At 59.1% G+C, this 18,169-nt stretch carries 13 protein-coding genes; 2 read left to right on the top strand and 11 right to left on the bottom strand.

Features of this window, described 5'->3' with window-relative positions; all coding sequences use genetic code 11:
- Positions 1-3: 3 nt before the first annotated feature.
- From HMPREF2614_RS09920 to HMPREF2614_RS09875, 10 genes are all read right to left on the bottom strand, one after another.
- Entirely contained in the window at positions 4-1,758 is a 1,755-nt protein-coding gene (locus HMPREF2614_RS09920) for an AMP-binding protein (protein ID WP_038627856.1), read from the bottom strand.
- A gap of 103 nt (positions 1,759-1,861) precedes the next feature.
- The gene (locus tag HMPREF2614_RS09915; RefSeq protein WP_070560895.1) at positions 1,862-2,740 is read right to left on the bottom strand and encodes an HpcH/HpaI aldolase/citrate lyase family protein; all 879 of its coding nucleotides are present in this window, start codon (positions 2,738-2,740) and stop codon (positions 1,862-1,864) included.
- 7 nt (positions 2,741-2,747) lie between these two features.
- Positions 2,748-3,290, bottom strand: a complete 543-nt coding sequence (locus HMPREF2614_RS09910; RefSeq protein ID WP_038627852.1) for a MaoC family dehydratase — start codon at positions 3,288-3,290, stop codon at positions 2,748-2,750.
- A 2-nt stretch (positions 3,291-3,292) separates the two neighbouring features.
- On the bottom strand, positions 3,293-4,462 hold the full coding sequence (locus tag HMPREF2614_RS09905; protein ID WP_049182292.1) for an acyl-CoA dehydrogenase family protein: 1,170 nt from the start codon (positions 4,460-4,462) through the stop codon (positions 3,293-3,295).
- Between the two features lie 62 nt (positions 4,463-4,524).
- The gene (locus HMPREF2614_RS09900) at positions 4,525-6,618 is read right to left on the bottom strand and encodes an acetyl-CoA carboxylase biotin carboxylase subunit (RefSeq protein WP_070560893.1); all 2,094 of its coding nucleotides are present in this window, start codon (positions 6,616-6,618) and stop codon (positions 4,525-4,527) included.
- A 54-nt stretch (positions 6,619-6,672) separates the two neighbouring features.
- Complete coding sequence (locus tag HMPREF2614_RS09895) at positions 6,673-8,253, bottom strand: carboxyl transferase domain-containing protein (RefSeq protein WP_049182293.1); 1,581 nt, start codon at positions 8,251-8,253, stop codon at positions 6,673-6,675.
- A gap of 309 nt (positions 8,254-8,562) precedes the next feature.
- Positions 8,563-9,156, bottom strand: coding sequence for a TetR/AcrR family transcriptional regulator (locus tag HMPREF2614_RS09890; protein WP_038627845.1), 594 nt, complete (start codon positions 9,154-9,156; stop codon positions 8,563-8,565).
- A 198-nt stretch (positions 9,157-9,354) separates the two neighbouring features.
- Entirely contained in the window at positions 9,355-10,902 is a 1,548-nt protein-coding gene (gene purH, locus HMPREF2614_RS09885) for a bifunctional phosphoribosylaminoimidazolecarboxamide formyltransferase/IMP cyclohydrolase (protein ID WP_070560891.1), read from the bottom strand.
- Positions 10,899-11,552 carry a phosphoribosylglycinamide formyltransferase gene (gene purN, locus HMPREF2614_RS09880; RefSeq protein ID WP_016422166.1) on the bottom strand — a complete coding sequence of 218 codons (654 nt, stop codon included), beginning with the start codon at positions 11,550-11,552 and terminating at the stop codon, positions 10,899-10,901. The genes purH and purN overlap by 4 nt, the downstream gene beginning before the upstream one ends.
- Before the next feature lie 57 nt (positions 11,553-11,609).
- The gene (locus HMPREF2614_RS09875; protein ID WP_070560889.1) at positions 11,610-13,457 is read right to left on the bottom strand and encodes a cell division protein PerM; all 1,848 of its coding nucleotides are present in this window, start codon (positions 13,455-13,457) and stop codon (positions 11,610-11,612) included.
- 531 nt (positions 13,458-13,988) lie between these two features.
- Here HMPREF2614_RS09875 and HMPREF2614_RS09870 point away from each other — a divergent pair.
- Complete coding sequence (locus tag HMPREF2614_RS09870; protein WP_083300229.1) at positions 13,989-14,696, top strand: M23 family metallopeptidase; 708 nt, start codon at positions 13,989-13,991, stop codon at positions 14,694-14,696.
- Positions 14,697-14,848: 152 nt separating this feature from the next.
- On the top strand, positions 14,849-15,340 hold the full coding sequence (locus HMPREF2614_RS09865; protein WP_049190290.1) for a hotdog fold domain-containing protein: 492 nt from the start codon (positions 14,849-14,851) through the stop codon (positions 15,338-15,340).
- A gap of 67 nt (positions 15,341-15,407) precedes the next feature.
- Here HMPREF2614_RS09865 and HMPREF2614_RS09860 read toward each other — a convergent pair whose 3' ends face one another.
- Positions 15,408-18,107, bottom strand: coding sequence for a UvrD-helicase domain-containing protein (locus HMPREF2614_RS09860; RefSeq protein WP_070560885.1), 2,700 nt, complete (start codon positions 18,105-18,107; stop codon positions 15,408-15,410).
- Positions 18,108-18,169: the final 62 nt, after the last annotated feature.

The following is an 18,169-nucleotide window of genomic DNA, read 5'->3' as shown; positions in this document are numbered from 1 at the left end:
GTTCTACACCCAGCCCAGGATTCGCGGAGCCATCTCACGCATCTCGACCTTGCGGACCTTGCCCGACGCGGTCATCGGGAACTCTTCGACGACGTGGACGTAGCGCGGAATCTTGTGACGCGACAGCTTGCCGTGGGCAAAGGCCGCCACATCGTCAGCGGTGAGGTCTTCCACATCGTCGTGCAGAATTACCCATGCCATAATCTCTTCGCCGTACTTGTCATCCGGCACACCGATGACCTGCGCATCGACGACAGCCGGGTGGGTGAACAGGAACTCTTCAATTTCGCGCGGGTAGATGTTCTCACCGCCACGGATGAGCATGTCCTTAATACGTCCGGTGATGGACAGGTAGCCCTCGTCGTCAAGCACACCCAAGTCGCCGGTGTGCATCCAGCCGTCGGCGTCGATGGCCTCGGCGGTTTTTTCCGGGTGTTCCCAGTACTCCTTCATAACGGAGTATCCGCGAACGACAACCTCGCCCTGTTCGCCTCGCGGCAGCGTCTCACCCGTTTCTTCACAAATGATGCGGGCTTCCAAGTGCGGCATGATTTGGCCGACGGTGTTGACGCGCTTTTCCAGCGGAGAATCCGCGCGGGTCTGGAAGGACACCGGCGAGGTCTCCGTCATGCCGTAACAGATGGCAATCTCGTGCATATTGAGTTTGTCCATCACATCACGCATGGTCTTCGACGGGCACGAGGTACCTGCCATCACACCTGTGCGCAGCAGCGACAGGTCGTAAGGGGATCCGTATTCCTCCTGATCATGAGCTTCTTCAAGCTCATTGATGAACATCGTCGGCACGCCGTAGAGGCTGGTGGCCTTGGCCGAGTGCACAGCCTTGAGTGTTTCACGCGCCTTAAACGACGGGGCCGGGATGACAATAGCGGCACCGTGGGTGAAGGCGGCGAAGGTGCCAATCACCATGCCGAAGGTGTGGAAGAACGGCACCGGCACACAGATGCGGTCGGTCTCGGTGTAGCCCAACAGCTCACCGATGAAGTATCCATTGTTCAGCAGGTTGCGGTGCGTTAGCGTAGCGCCCTTGGGAAAACCTGTCGTGCCCGAGGTGAACTGGATGTTGATCGGATCATCCGGCTTCAGCTGGGAGGTGTACTCGCTCAAGTCGTCGATTTCGCTGTGCATGTGCTCGTACCATTCGGACGAACCGAAGTAAATGACCTTGTCCAAGCGCACACCGCGCTGCTTGGAGGCCTCGATCAGCATAGTTCGGTAATCGGAGTCCTTGTAGCGGCGAGCGGCAAAAACCATACGCACACCTGCCTTTTCCAGCACGTAGTTCAGCTCGTGCTGGCGGTAAGCCGGGTTGATGTTGACCAGCACCAAGCCGATGTGGTGGCAGGCGTACTGCACCACGGTCCACTCCCATCGGTTGGTAGACCAAATGCCGATGCGGTCTCCTGGACGGTAGCCCTCCCGGATGAAAGCGCTGGCCAGGCGCAAAACTCGGTTGTAGAAACGCTCAAAGGTAAAGGAGACATCCGCGTAGACGTCAACGACGGCGTCGCGGGAAGGGAATTTCTCCACAATCGCACGCAGGTTCTCACCGAGGGTCTCATCGCGAAGTGGAGCGGCACCTTGCTCGACACCGGCGCCGAACACGTGGCTCATCTTGTTGCCATCGGCATCGACAACATCCTTGCCGTATGGTGCCGGCACAGTGGTGAAGCCCTCCGGCAGCTTCGAAGGATCAGCAGTGCGCTGTTCTGCGTGGTTCTTCAATGTCGCGGTCATGGGGAGATCTCCTTGGTTTAAGTGACTCCGCAGAGTGCGGAGTGTGTGAGAGGAAAATGTGTTCTTTAGGCGGATAAATCAGTGGTCGTTACCGGCCGTGGGACTAACCGGTTACAGCAGCTCGCCGAGCAATGGCTTCTGCTTGACGGAAGAGCGGCGCATCCACCATCCGGCCGTCAAAGCTGAAGGCACCGGTGTTCTCTTCCGCTTCCGCCAAGAGCCGACGCGCCCAGTCAATCTCCTCGTCGCTGGGGCGGTAAGCCTGGCGAATTGTCGGGACCTGACCGGGGTGGATACAGACGGTGGCGGCAAATCCCAACGCAGCGGCATCCGCTGCCTCCGCAGCTAGCCCATTCGCGTCGGAGATATTGACATAGATGGAATCCAGACTGGCCTTACCGTGCGCCGCTGCAGCCAGGTGAACGTGGCTGCGGGTATGTACCGCCACACTGCGGTAGCTACCCGCATGGATACGGCCCGGCACGAGTGCAGCCTCTGCTTCGCTAAAGCGTGATGACGTTCCCGCCAATCCCGCCACCAGGTCCTCTGCGCCCCAGAACAGTGCAACGACACCATCGGCCCGTGCCAGCTCTTCGGCGCGCATGACCCCAAGCGGAGTTTCAATAAGGGCAATGACCTGGGTCTTCTCCCCCAGTGCCGCTACCAACTCATCCACTTGCTGAGCCGATGAAGCCTTGGGCAGCATCACCTGGCGGAAAGCGGTGCCACGCAGCATGTCAATATCCGCTGCGTAGTCCTCAACCTCCGGTGGATTGACACGCACAATCGTGCGGGCCGGGTCGAGGTCACAGGAGGCGATAGCCTCGCGGGCGGCCTCACGGTTTTCTGCGCGACAGCCGTCCTCCAGGTCCAGAATCACCATGTCGGCACGGTCAGCAGCTTTAGCGAATCGTTCCGGCCTGTCTGCCGGCGCAAACAGAATTGCAGGGCCCAGCGGCTGCCAGGAGTTATGCGTAGACATGGGCCACTCACTTCCCCGCTGAAGCTGCGTTCTCGGAGCCGTCGTCAAGCGAAGTCGGTGCGCATTGGACGAGCGTGGACCGGACGGCGCGGCAGACGACGGTGCCGTCCTGATTGCGACCGATGTGCTCGAGCTCGACAATGCCCTGGTTGGGGCGGGACTTGGACAGACGCTTGTTACGGCAGACGGTCTCTGCATACAGGGTGTCGCCGTGGAACATCGGTGCGGGAAACGCCACTTCGGTGAAGCCGAGGTTGGCGACGATGGTGCCGAGCGTCAGCTGCCCGACGGACAGCCCGACAACCGTCGACAGCGTCCACATGGAGTTGACCAGCCGCTCGCCGCCGAATCCCGGCTGCTGGCTCGACCAATGCGCATCCAGGTGCAGTGGCTGGGTGTTCATGGTCAGCGTCGTGAAGAGGACGTCATCGGTTTCAGTGACGGTTCGCCCCGGACGGTGCAGGTAACGCGCGCCGACCTCGTACTCTTCGAACCACAGTCCGCGCTGGACGACGTCGTGGGTGACTTCGGTTACGTTGTTGTCAGCCATTTTTACAGCCCCAATCCGCGTGCGATCAGCATGAGCTGAACTTCAGTGGTGCCCTCGCCAATCTCCAGAATCTTGGAGTCGCGGTAGTGACGTGCCACGCGGTACTCGTTCATGAATCCGTAGCCACCGAAAATCTGTGTCGCGTCGCGCGCGTTGTCCATCGCGGCCTCGGAGGCAATCATCTTGGCGATGTACGCTTCACGACGGAAATCTGCGCCCGCGGCCATCTTTGCGGCTGCGTCGTACCACGCCATACGTGCGGCATGCGCACGCGCTTCCATTCGTGCGATCTTGAAGGAAACAGCCTGGTACTCACCAATCGCTCGGCCCATGGAGTGGCGTTCCTTTGCGTGGCGAACAGACTCGTCGACACAGCCCTGCGCAGCACCAGTGGCAAGAGCTGCAATCGCGACTCGGCCCTCCGCCAAGATGGACAGGAAGTTAGCGAAGCCGCGACCACGGGTGCCCAGCAGGTTCTCCTGGGGGACGCGGACATCGGTAAAGGTCAGTGGGTGGGTGTCGGAGGCATTCCAACCGACCTTGTCGTAAGCCGGTTCCGCGACAAAGCCCTCCGTGCCACTCGGCACGATGATGGTAGAAATCTCCTTCTTTCCATCGTCCTTCTGGCCGGTGACTGCGGTGACAGTAACCAGCGAAGTGATGTCGGTACCGGAGTTGGTGATGAACTGCTTGGCACCGTTGATGACGAAATCATCGCCGTCTTCACGGGCTGTCGTGCGGGTGGCACCGGCGTCGGAACCTGCATCCGGCTCGGTGAGACCAAAACCGGCCAGCTTCTTACCAGCAGTCAGCTCGGGCAGGTAGGTCTCCTTCTGCTTGTCATTGCCGAAGTGGAAGATTGGCATGGCACCTAGGCCAACGCCCGCTTCCAGGGTGATAGCGACCGACTGATCGACTTTAGCTAGCTCCTCCAGAGCAATACCGAAGGACAGGTAGTCACCGCCCATGCCACCGACTTCCTCGGGGAATGGCAGACCGAACAGGCCCATTTCTCCCATCTGCGAGACAATCTCGTACGGGAAGGTGTGGTTGCGGTCATGCTCGGCGGAAACCGGATCGACAACTTCATTGGCAAATTCGCGAACTACTTTCTGCAGTTCCACGTATTCGTCGTCGAGGATGGCGGTTGCAATCTTGGTGCTTTCGGACATGATGAGTGCTCCTTAAAGATTTTGTAGGTGTGGGACCTGATTGGTGCGTTTTGTGTGGGTTTTTATTCCTCGGCTTCGGCCACGGTGATGACGGCCAGCTGCTGGTCACCGGTGACCTGATCGCCCGGCGCGACGGTGAAGCTAACCTCACCTGCAATTTCGGCAGTGAGAGTGTGCTCCATCTTCATGGCCTCCATGACCAACAGAGCGTCACCAACTTCGACGCGGGTTCCCTCCTCCACCGCCAGCGCGATAATCGCGCCGGGCATCGGAGCTTGGATAACTCCTGAGCCACCGGCATCGGCTTCGGCGCCGGTGGTGACTACCTCGGTGCGGGGCAATACCCAGGTGCCGTGGGCACCGGCGACGACGTATTCTTCGTGGTTCGCTGACCCAGCGTTGTCGATGGTTTCGACCAGGAAGTGCTGTGCAACTCCGTCGCGGACGATGCGCAGATGTTCCCCGTCGCGATAGACCGAAACTTTGTAATTTCGCGGTTCTGGAACGTCGATATCTTCGTTCTCCGCTTCGGCCGACAGACCTGCGACTACGTCACCGACAACGACGTCGGCACTCGACGAGGTGCCCACAATCGAGATCAGGCGCGAGTCCTCCCCTGCCCCGAAGCGAATGCGCTGCGCGGCAGGCGCACTGGCACGCCAGCCATCCGGGGTGAGCCACGGTGAGTCGGTGGCCTCTTCAAAGCGAGAAGCCAGCCAGTCCATCGCGGCGGCGAGGTACACATCGTCCGGTGTTTCGGTGGTGGCGAAACCTTCGGCAACGCGGTCGAGCAGACCGGTATCGAGATCGCCGGCGCGAACCTCGGGGACGTTCAGCAGATAGCGACAAAAATCGATATTGACTCCGACACCTGCGACAACGGTGTCTCCCAGCGCCTTGTCCAGTCGCTCGAGCGCCTGCTCGCGGTTTTCACCGTAGGAGATGATCTTCATCAACATCGGGTCATAGAGAGATGAGACCTCGGAACCGTCGACAATGCCGGAATCCACCCGGATCCCCGCCCCGCTCGGCTCGACGACACGTGTGACCGTGCCACCGGTGGGCAGGAATCCCGCCGCCGGGTCTTCGGCGTATACGCGAGCTTCAATCGAGTGACCGGTAAGAGTTACATCTTCCTGAGCAACCGGCAGTGGGCGTCCCGAGGCAATGTCAACCTGCAGCGCCACCAGATCCAGGCCGGTGACCTGCTCAGTCACGGGGTGCTCAACCTGCAGGCGCGTATTCATCTCCATGAAGAAGAACGACGACGGGTCCTTCGCCGGCACAATGAACTCCACCGTGCCCGCGCCGACGTAGCCAACCGAGCGTGCCGCGTCACAGGCCGCTTCACCAATTGCGCTGCGCGTTTCCTCATCCAGCAGAGGGCTCGGCGCTTCCTCGATGACCTTCTGATGGCGTCGCTGCAGCGAGCACTCACGCTCGCCCAAGTGGATTACATTGCCGTGTTTATCTGCGAGAATCTGCACCTCGATATGCCGCGGGGTGTCGACGAAGTGCTCGATGAACAGGGAATCATCGCCGAAGGCACCCGCCGCTTCACGACGAGCTGTTGCGAGTGCCGCCGGCAGGTCAGCAGCATTTTCCACGCGGTGCATCCCCTTGCCGCCACCGCCTGCCGACGGCTTAATCAGTACAGGAAAGCCAATCGATGGGGCTGCCTCAATGAGGTCCTCGTCGCTAAGCCCGGGGCGAGAAAGACCCGGCACGGTGGGAACATCGCGGGCTTCGACGGCAGCGCGGGCGGAGATTTTGTCACCCATGATGTTGATGGCGCTGGCCGGTGGGCCAATGAATTCAATACCTGCTTCCTCACAGGCGGTCGCGAAGTCTGCGTTTTCAGACAGAAAGCCGTAACCGGGGTGGATTCCGTCTGCGTCGCAGCGGCGAGCGGCATCGATGATCTTGTCGATAACCAGATAGGACTCGCGTGCCGGAGATGGGCCAATGTGGATGGCCATATCCGCCATGCGGACGTGAGGGGCGTCGGCATCGGCATCCGAGTAAACCGCGACGGAGCGAATTCCGTTGTCACGAAGGGTTCGAATAATGCGGCAGGCAATCTCCCCGCGGTTTGCGACCAATACGGTACTCAGGCTGCCGCCAGCTGCGTGGGGCTGCGTGTTGTGCGCTGTCATGTGCCCTGTGTTTCCTTTCCAGAAAATGCGGTGTCGAGAGTTTTTAGCTGGTTACTACATGCGGAAGATGCCGAAGCCCTGTTCATCCAGGGGCGCGCCACTTGCCACATCGAGGGCCATGCCAAGAATTCGGCGGGTATCTGCGGGATCGATGACACCGTCATCCCACAGGCGAGCCGATGAGTAATAGCAGTGCGACTGGCGCTCAAACTGCTCGCGGATCGGAGCTTCAAACTCCTCCTGGTCTTCCTGCGACCAGCTCTCACCTGAGCGTTCAATCTGGTTGCGACGAACCGTCGACAGCGTCATCGCCGCCTGTGGACCGCCCATGACGGAAATGCGAGCATTCGGCCACATCCAGAGGAAGCGCGGCGAATATGCGCGACCGCACATAGAGTAGTTGCCGGCGCCGAAGGCACCGCCGATGACTACGGTGAACTTGGGCACGCGGGTGGTAGCCACGGCGTTGACCATCTTGGCGCCGTGCTTTGCGATACCGCCGGCCTCGTATTCGCGACCAACCATGAAGCCCGTGGTGTTCTGCAGGAATACCAGTGGGATGCCGCGCTGATCACACAGCTCGATGAAGTGCGCACCCTTCTGTGCAGATTCCGCGAAGAGAATGCCGTTGTTGGCGATAATGCCGACGCGGTGCCCGTGAATGCGGGCGAAAGCAGTGACCAGGGTCGTACCAAATTCGGCCTTGAACTCCTGGTATTGGCCTCCATCCACAATAATTTCAATGACCTCGTGAACGTCGTAAGGCACTTTGGCATCGACGGGGACGACATCGTAAAGATCGGTCTGGTTGCGAGTCGGCGCGACGGTGGGCTCTGTGTCCCACGGAACTTCCGGGTCCTTGGGGAGCGTTGCGACGATATCGCGGACACGACGCAGTGCGTCGGCATCGTTAACTGCGAGATGGTCAGTAACGCCGGAGGTCTTGGAGTGCAGTTCGCCGCCACCGAGTTCCTCTGGTGTGACATCTTCACCAGTTGCAGCCTTAACCAGTGGTGGGCCTGCCAGGAAGATGGTGCCCTGGTTTTTCACAATGACCGCTTCATCACTCATTGCCGGCACATAGGCGCCACCGGCGGTACAGGATCCCATCACGGCGGCAATCTGCGGAATCCCGCGAGCGGAGAGGTTGGCCTGGTTGTAGAAAATGCGACCGAAATGATCGCGATCAGGGAAAACTTCATCCTGGTTGAGAAGCATGGCCCCGCCGGAGTCGACCAGGTAAATGCACGGCAAGTGGTTAAGGCTGGCAATCTCCTGTGCGCGCAGGTGCTTCTTGACAGTCAACGGGTAGTACGTTCCGCCGGAAACGGTTGCGTCATTGGCTACAACCAGGCAGCGACGACCTTCGATGATGCCAATGCCGGCGATGACGCCAGCAGCCGGAACCTTGCCGCCATACATTTCGTGGGCCGCTAGAGGTGCGACCTCAAGGAAAGGGCTGCCGGGGTCAAGCAGTTGGTTGATGCGCTGACGTGGCAGCAGCTTACCGCGGGAAATATGGCGAGCACGGGCACGTTCGGAACCACCGCGTGCTGTCGTGCTGAGCAACTCTTTGAGCTCTGCGACGAGCTCTTCGTGGCGCTGTCGGTTGGTCAATGCTGGGGCGTGAGTCATGGGCGAAATACTTTCCGTTAATGACTATTAACTTTCTTGACGGAAAGGTTAATGTGACCACAGTCACTTCACAACAAGTTTTGTTTCCTAGGTCATACTTTTACCCCCGGATGCCTTTCAGACAGCTTGAAGTACACACCCCTCCCCGAGGTCACAACATGTTTCCAATAGAGATTTAAGTTTCTCCTAGAAATCTGTTTCGGGGGGGGTAAATTCACTTGGATAAGACCGACCGCTCCACACAATAAAACCGCCTGACCTCACACTGCTGAGCACAGTGAGGCCAGACGGCAGAAGAATAAATACGGATTATTGGTTGTTAATGCCCAGCGCAGCAAGGGCCATCTCAAAGGCATTATCCCTTGTCGCCTCGGGACCCGCCCATTTGAGCACATGTCTGGAAGAGTTAATCAACCCAGCGGTGAGCTGGACTTTAAGCTGCGCCTCGTCGGAGGTGAGTTCGGGCTGTAGTTCACGCAGAGCGTCCACCCATAAGACCATGTAAAGACGCTGCAAGGAACGCACTTTTGCGCTCTGCTCTGGCGCTAGATTTCCGCCTTCACGTTCTTGGACACGAATGCGATCGGGCTCCGTGACTGCAAAATGCACGTGATGCGCAAGGAGGCCCCGAAGAGTCTCCTCTGGACCCCAATCATTGCTCTTTGCTCGATCGAGAACTGCTCGCGCACCATCGACAAGTCGGATAGAAATATCGATGAGGATCTGCGCCAACAGCTCTTCCTTGCCGCTGAAGTAGCGGTAAAGAGCTGGGCCAGAAATGCCAACAGCGGAGCCAACATCCTCCAACCGAGTCTGATGAAACCCTCGGTCGGCCAGGATCGCAGCAGCAGCGGAGAGAATCTCTGCTTCTCGACGCCGTCGCGCTTCGGTTCTACGTGACATAAGCCCTTATGTTAAACGCATTGGAGCTGTTACGTCTGCATAATTCTCACCAATACCTGCCCCAACATGTGTCTGCATCGTCCGCCGCTCAGCAACGGACACGCATCCTCGCCCACAGGTCCCCACACGTCCGGGGATAGAAAAACCGCCGAAGTGACAGTTAGCACCTCGGCGGTTAGCCCTTAGCCCGTGAAAGAATTAGTGGAAGAAGTGGCGTGTACCAGTCATGTACATGGTGACGCCAGCTTCCTTGGCAGCAGCGATGACCTCTTCGTCACGGATGGAGCCACCTGGCTGGACAACTGCCTTCACACCGGCATCAATCAGGACCTGCAGGCCGTCAGCGAACGGGAAGAAGGCATCGGACGCAGCGTAGGCTCCCTGAGTACGGTTTTCTCCGTCGGCAAGCGTATTTGCGCGCTCAACGGCGAGCTTTGCGGAGTCCACGCGGTTGACCTGGCCCATGCCGACGCCGACGGTGGCGTTGTTCTTGGACAGCAGGATGGCGTTGGACTTCACGGCGCGGACGGAGCGCCATGCAAACTCGAGCTCAGCCAGCTCTTCAGCATTCAATGCCTCGCCGGTTGCCAGCTCCCAGTTCTCCGGCTTATCGCCCTCTGCCTGGTAGGTATCCGGATCCTGGGTAAGCAGACCACCCGAGATGAACTTGTTCTCGGTGGTCGGTGCTTCGTACTCGGCGACGAGAATACGCAGATTCTTCTTGGCCTTCAGTACCTCAACGGCACCGTCTTCGTAGGACGGAGCGACGATGACCTCGGTGAAGATGTCCTTGACCTGTTCGGCCATCTCAACGGAGACCTCGCGGTTGACGGCGATGACACCGCCGAATGCGGACATCGAGTCACATGCGTGAGCTGCGCGGTGAGCTGCGGCGATGGACTCATCCGAGACTGCGATGCCGCACGGGTTAGCGTGCTTGATGATTGCCACACACGGACGCTCGTGATCCCAGGCGGCACGCCATGCGGCGTCGGCATCCTGGTAGTTGTTGTACGACATCTCCTTGCCGTTCAGCTGCTTGGCGTTTGCCAGCCCCTTGGTACCAATGCGGGTCAGAGTTGCCGACTGGTGAGAGTTCTCGCCGTAGCGCAGCGGGGTCGGCGTGGATCCCTCAGCGCTACCGAGCTGCTCAACAAACCAGTTGGACACAGCTGCGTCGTAATCAGCGGTGTGCAGGAAAGCGTCGCGAGCGAACTCACGGCGCTGCTCGAGGGTGAAGCCGCCTTCCTTCACGGCGGTAGCGACATCGCCGTAACGAGCCGGGTCGACGACGATGGCGACCGACGGATGGTTCTTCGCCGCAGCGCGAACCATCGACGGGCCTCCAATGTCGATCTGCTCCACGCACTCGTCGTAGGAAGCGCCCGAGGCAACGGTCTCCCGGAACGGGTACAGATTAACGACAACGAGCTGGAAAGCCTCCACACCGAGCTCCTTCAGCTGAGCCAGGTGGTCTTCCTTGCGAGTATCAGCCAGAATACCGGCGTGAACACGCGGGTGCAGCGTCTTCACACGGCCCTCGAGACACTCCGGGAAACCAGTGAGATCCTCAACCGGGGTCACAGGCACGCCAGCTGCAGCAATCTTGCCAGCCGTGGAACCGGTGGAAACGATTTCCACGCCAGCCTCGTGCAGGTCGCGAGCCAGCTCCTCGAGCCCAGTCTTGTCGTAGACGCTAATCAGAGCGCGCTTGATCGGTTTACGCTGCGTGTTGTCGTTGGTCATTTCAGATAAGCCTTTCGTCCGTCACGCTCAATTCCGTGATCGGCAATCGAGTGCAATACATCAACCAGGAGTCGGCGTTCGACAACCTTGATTCGTTCGTGCAGGGTCTCCACCGTGTCGTCGTCCTCGACGGCCACTGGCTGCTGCGCCAGAATCGGCCCGGTGTCCACTCCATTATCAACAATATGCACGGTCGTGCCGGTGACCTTCACCCCGTAGTCAAGTGCATCCGGTACCGCACGCGCCCCTGGGAAGGACGGCAGCAGCGCAGGGTGCGTATTAATGATGCGATTGCTGTAGGCCTCCACAAATGATGGCCCCAGAATGCGCATGAAACCCGCCGAGACAACGATATCCGGCGAAAAACTGTTCACGGCCTCTAAAACACGAATATCCCAACCTTCTCGGTCCTTCTTTGCCTCAGCATCGAAAGGCACCCGAAAAGTTGGGATATTGAGGTTTTGAGCCCTCTCCAGCGCCGGACAATCCTTGTCCGAACCAACCGCGACAATCTGAACCTTTTCAGCGTCCAGCAGTTCCAGCATCGACTGCAAAAGGGAGCCCAGGCCAGAGGCCAGGACTACGATGCGTAGCTGCTTGCTGGAGGAATTATTGTGCGAAATTTCTGCGACGGGCTGTGCTTCAGTCACGGCGTTTAGCTTACCCAGCCCGACAGAGACCCCAAATTCCGCTCCCCCTAAGTTGGCTTAGCTCTTTTGGCTTGACGACGGTTCCCCATCGCCACCCTCCTCCGAGTCTTCGGTGTCCTCATCGGATTCACCCTCATCGGTCGCATCTACTTCGCTCGGCTCTCCTCCGCCTGCGGCGCTTTCCGAATCCTCTTCAGAGTCGTCCGATTCCTCAGCGTCTTCTGAAGCATCTTCAGACTCAGCACCGGACTCTGATTCCTCCTCTGTGTCGGACTCGACTTCGTCTTCGGAGGTCGCTTCATCTTCGGAGGTCGCTACGACTTCCCCGTCGACAATCTCCTCCGACTCCTCTGACTCCTCCGAGCTGTCCCCGTCATTGTCGGACTTATCGGCGTCGCCGGCATCCTCAGCCTCAGCATGACCGTTTCCATCTCCCGCAGGCTTCGGCGGGAACTTTTCTGCGGCCACTTCCGAGACTCTCTTGTCCCTACCAAGTGACGGCAGACCGGTCATCGCAACAACCACGATGGCCCCCGGAACAACCAGCCACATCGAGCCGAGCAGTCCAGTCAGCCACCAGGAGGCACCGGCCCACCCAAAGATGCCAACCTCACCGCCGAGCAGCCAAGCCAGCCCCATGAGGAACATGATTGACCACACGGCAGCGAGAACGACGACCAGGTAGGGCTGCTTCGGTGCAGATTTCTTCAGGAATGCCACGACGCGCCAAGCTGCGACGGCTGGCGGTAGCACAATCAGCACTCCGAAAGCCCAGTGCGCCAGCGACTGAGGCATGGCAGCCAAAATCGGCAGGGGTGGCAGCTGAGCCGGGTGCACTGCGAATAGTCCAGCCTCCGCAGGCCCGAACGTCGATTTTCCACCTACCAGCACACCGACAGCACCGAAGGCTACATTCGGCAGGTACAGCAGCGAGAGACCGCTGACCGCAACACTTTCACCGGCGGTATCCGTGATTGCAAATGTCTCTGCCAGCAACTCTCGATGCCAAATCAGCGAAACGAGTGTCACCGCAACACCGACCAGCCACAGCCATGCCACGTAGCTGACCGCCAGTCGCGCAGACCCGAGCAACCATTCCGGCAACTTCCGGCGCAGCAGTAGTGCACGCAGCAACCGCTGCCCCATTCCCAGCACCAAGGCCACGAGATTTACGAGCAGCGCAGCCGCAATCGCCAGACCGAAACTGGGGGTCTGAACGCGGGGAAACACCTTCGACGCGTCGTAAAGCATGAGCCACGCGATGATGGTGAGAACAATGGGCGTGCCCAAATACGCGCCGACCAACGCGCGCACGTCCTTGATGCTGATGCGGTCAGCGACCTCGCGGCGCACCCGCCAAGCGATGAATGCCACCGTCAGCACTGCGGGTAGCGCCGGCGTGAGCCCCAGCGTCGTGCCGTTAAAGCGGAACGGGGCAAGGTTAAACATCATCCACAGCGACGCGATACTCGCTGGAAGCGGAGACATTCCAGCGCCGCTCACGATGACGCCAATCAGAGCTACCGAGATGATGAACAGCAATACGACGCCGTAAGAACCGGCAACAGACAGCCCAAACCGGCGCACACGGGGAGAGTTAATGAAACGACGGAACCCCGAGGGACGCCCCTTGCGTGACGACGTTCCGGAGCCCCCCGCTTTCATCTTCGTCGTGGCGCCTCGATTGCTGTCGGCACCGACGCTGCGCGCACCGCCAGTCCGGCCGGCCTGCGTGTTCTGCCATGCGCGGGCAGTGCGCTCACTGTGCTCACTGCGGACGCTACGGGAACCACCGCCGCTGCCACCGGCACCGGTGCGGCTTCGCCGATTTCGATCGCTACCGGAGGAACCTCTCCGCGAATCCGCGCCTTTCACAGTGACATCGTCCTTCCCGCGTCTAATCATTGACAGCTGATTGCCCACCTATATAGATAGGGTGCCACGCAAGGGTGCGTCACAGCCATGGCCATATAGTGCCATACATACAACGCCTCTTTGTTTAGGCATTGCAGAGTCTAATTTGAAGCTACGGATCCCAGGACGGACGGTATCCGTTGAGTCCGATCTCCTCCGCTGTCCCCCCCCAAAGTGGCTTCGCCGTTGGTTTCCATTTGCCAACGTCGATGGGTTACCTTTTGTCACCCCCGCTACCACACCCTTAGTTCACCCGGAAACTACTTGCCGACCTCCCTACCCACCCCCTCGATTAAGGGGCATCCGCCATAAATCCCCTGGCAACACACCGGTTGCGCTTCACCGGATCCGTGATACAAGACAACAGCCCCACGGTCGCAGCACGGCTCTATTGAACTGAAACTGACAAATTAGTGAACAAGTTCTCTAAATATGAGTTGCTTGCCCTATATCGAACCGTTATTATCGCAGAAGTTAGATAACAGTTGGGTTACAAAGAGTTTCGTTGGCAGGGAGATTGAAGTGACGTTTTTCAATGCTCGTCGCGGAGGCGGAAAGCACCGCAAGGTAGAGGTTTCCGCAACTTCTCGCGCAGCACTGGTCGCGCTGTCCGCATCGACGATTGCTTCTTCCAACGCGGTCGCCCACGCAGCTGAGACCGAGAATAAGGCTCCGGAGAACTCAGCTTCGACTCAGACCCGCGCTGCTCAGCCGAAGAACAATGCTCCGATGGTGCTGGCCTCCAGCTCCTTCAATCCGAGCACTAACCTCAGCGACCACCTCGCTACGGCGTTGCAGTACAACCAGGAGCGCGTTGCTCGCGACCAGGCTGCCCGCGCTCCGAAGCTCTCCATCCCGACCGTGGGGCTGCTGACCTCACCGTTCGGTTCGCGCTGGGGCACTTTCCACTATGGTGTCGACCTGGCTAACGTCACCAACACCCCAATCATGTCCGTCATGGACGGCACTGTTATCGATGCAGGCCCGGCTCAGGGCTACGGTCAGTGGATCCGCGTTCGCCATGACGACGGCTCTGTTTCCGTCTACGGCCACATTGAGTCCATCTACGTTGCTGTCGGCGAAGCTGTCCGAGCTGGCCAGGTCATTGCTGGTATGGGTAACCGTGGCTTCTCCACCGGTACGCATCTCCACTTCGAGATTCACCCGGATGGCACCACCCCGGTCGACCCGGTGACCTGGTTCATCGAGCGTGGTCTGAACCTGAACTAATCAGGTATCGGCACAAATACGAGCAGGCCTGGCCGCTCTGCGAGGGCTCTACTTGTGCACTGTCCCCCTGTTTGACTGCGGCTGCAAGCCTCGTCTGATTAATTTTTCAGAAACCGACATCACCGCCGGTACTGGGGCTTTACTCTTGACACATGGCAGAGACTCAAACATTCCGCATGTGGAAGAAGTTGGCTGCGACTCCGGTCGTCGGCAAGCGTTTATTTTCCTTAGCCGCCGCATTGACGGCGCCATATTTCCGCACGATCTGCCCCAAGTTAGAGACGATGCAGCCTGGACTGGCGGTAGCGCATATGCCCGCTTGGTGGGGCGTGCGTAATCACATTAAGTCCGTGCATGCGATTGCTGCGTGTAACCTCGCTGAGTTCGCGATGGGCATGCTCTGTGAGGCCAGCGTACCGACAACGCATCGCTGGGTTCCAAAGGGCATGACGACGAACTACAAGCGCATCTCCGTTGGTGGTCTGACGGCTGTGGCCAAGGCTGAGTTGCCGGACTTCTCCACCATCACACCGGAGACTGGCGGGGTAGATTTTCCCGTCCACATCGTGCTGACCGATGCCAACGGCACCGAAGTGCAAGATGCCACCATCAACTGCTGGGTGACGGCGAAGAAGCCTAAGTAGCCTCCACGCGATAGTGGCACGTGCACGGCCGCAGGTAGGGACGGCCAATCGGGCGGTGGTTGTTCTTTTACAACTTCTCCATGGGCACGCCGCCGATAAGCATCATGCGGACCTTACCTGCGGATCCAAAGTCAATCATCACAGTTGCCCGGGGCGCGGCCCCTTGGACCTCAAGCACAGTGCCTAAGCCGTACTTGTCGTGAACAACCTTGTCACCGGGCTCTAGGTGCAAGACCTGATTCTTCTTTCGGGATGACGCACCAGAGTTAGAGGATCCACCAGAGCCGAAGCCCGAGCTGGAACCGAAGCCCGACGAGGCACCATGGCCACGACCAAACGCGCTGCCTGCGCCGTAGCCACCAGAGCCGAAACCACCAGAACCGGAGCCCCAGCTTCGAGCCGGAGCCTCGCGCAGCCAATCGATCAGGTCGCTTGGGACTTCCCCCAGGAAACGTGAAGGCGGATTATTCTGCGGCGACCCCCACGAGGACCGAGTCACAGCGCGCGTGAGATACAGCTGCTTGCGAGCTCGGGTAATACCCACATAGGCCAGACGTCGCTCTTCAGCCAGCTCCTTCGGACCGCCCAGGGCGCGCAGGTGCGGGAACAGTCCGTCTTCCCAGCCAATGAGAAATACCACCGGAAACTCCAGGCCCTTGGCCGTATGTAACGTCATCAGTGTCACTACACCGGTGTCATCATCCGGAATCTGGTCCGCATCGGCGACCAGAGAAACTCGCTCGAGGAATGCCTGCAGACTTCCCGGTACCGCTTCCCCATCGTTGTCGAAGTCGGCCGCGAAATCACGCGCGAGGTCATTCGCGATTCCAGATTCCACCTCGGACTCGCCACTAGTATCAGTACCGCTTTCAGCATCAGCTGCAGCGCCAGAGCCTTCATTTACATCAGCGCTAATATCCACCGATGACATCATCCGCGCCTCTGCAGAGAACTCCCGCGCAACGCTGACGAGCTCATTGAGGTTGTCCAGGCGCGTGGCATCTTGCGGATCATTGGAGCGCTCGAGCTCCGACTTGTACCCACTGCGATCAATAATCGCGTTGACCAGATCACCGATATCGGCCAGTTCACCGGATGCCATATCCGCCGCCAAGCCATCAATCATCTCGACGAACGCCGCCATCGCGTTTCGACTCCGCGCCGCCACCGCCGGAACCTTGCCCTCCGCTACGGCACGTAGCGCCGTGCCGAACGAGCATCTCTCGTCCTCGGCATAGAGAGACACATGCGCCACCGCACGGTCACCGATTCCGCGGCGCGGCGTATTGATAATGCGACGCAGCGAAACATCATCGTCGAAGTTCTCGATAACGCGCAGGTAGGCGACAATATCGCGTACTTCCTTACGCTCATAAAACCTGGTGCCACCAACCACCGTGTACGGCACGCCCATACGAATGAAGACATCCTCTAGCGCACGAGAGGAATTATTGGTGCGGTAGAAAATCGCCACATCCGAATACGAGTACGGCCCGTAGTCGACCAATTGCTCAATCTCGTTAGCGATAAACCGAGCTTCATCGTGCTCATTGTCCGCTACGTAGCCCTTGATCTTGCCGCCCTCACCGAGATCGGTCCACAGCTTCTTCTCCCGGCGATTCTCATTCCGCGCAATCAACGCATTGGCCGCCGACAGAATCGTCTGCGTCGAGCGATAGTTTTGCTCCAGCAGAATCGACGTGGCCTCGGGATAGTCCTTTTCAAACTCTTCAATATTTCGAATAGTCGCACCACGGAAGGCATAAATGGACTGGTCCGAATCGCCCACCACACACAGCTCACTCGGAGGCACATCTCCACCGGGTTTGCCGACGAGCGTCGAGACCAAAACATACTGCGCATGGTTGGTGTCCTGGTACTCATCCACCAACACATGCCGGAAGCGGCGACGGTAATACTCTGCAACCTGCGGGTGATTGGTGAAAATCCGAACGACCTCACCGATTAGGTCGTCAAAGTCCACGGCATTAGCCGCCCGCAGCCTGGTCTGGTACTCCAGGTAAACCCGTGCAACAACATCATCAAAAGGATTGCGCGTCGTCGAGGCATCCGCGAGGGCCTTCTCCGGGTCAATCAACTCATTCTTGAGATTGGAGATACGCGACGAGAGCACGCGGCCCGTGAACTTCTTGGCATCCAGGTCCATGTCCTTAGCGATCATGGACAGCAAACGCCGGGAGTCGTCCGAATCATAAATAGAGAAATTGGAATTAAGCCCCGGTACTAGCGCATGCTGCATGCGCAGTATGCGCACACACATGGAGTGGAACGTGGACACCCACATACGCCGCGCCTGGTCACCGACCAGTCCCGCCACACGCTCGCGCATCTCGGCTGCGGCCTTATTGGTAAAGGTAATAGCCAAAATTTGGCTTGGCAGGACCCCACGCGCACCGATCAGGTATGCAATCCTGCGCGTCAGCACAGACGTCTTTCCCGAACCCGCTCCAGCCACAATCAACAGTGGTGAGCCAATGTGCTCCACTGCTTGGCGCTGCTGCGGATTAAGCCCCTCTAACAGCGACTCTGAATCAAAACTGGGCTCGAAGCCACCGCCAAAACCGCCGCCAAAGCTGGCAGCGCCACTCGGCGCACTATTGCTACCAGCGCCGGCGAAGTGGCCGAACCCACCACGGCCAGGCGTAGCACCGCCCGACTCACCGTGGTTCGAACCACCATGGCTATCACCACGACGGCCATCGTCAGCATTGAAGGACCCGAACAACATTCCAGTTTCATTTCCCATGATGGCTACTACAGTAGCCGAGCCCCCGGATTGGACTGTTCGAATCCTTTGGCACAATAAGA

Origin of the sequence: Corynebacterium sp. HMSC074C11, from assembly GCF_001809455.1 — a bacterium.
Classification (GTDB): Bacteria; Actinomycetota; Actinomycetes; order Mycobacteriales; family Mycobacteriaceae; genus Corynebacterium; species Corynebacterium amycolatum.
Note: the sequence above shows the minus strand (reverse complement) of the source record. Positions and strands in the feature narration are given on the sequence as shown.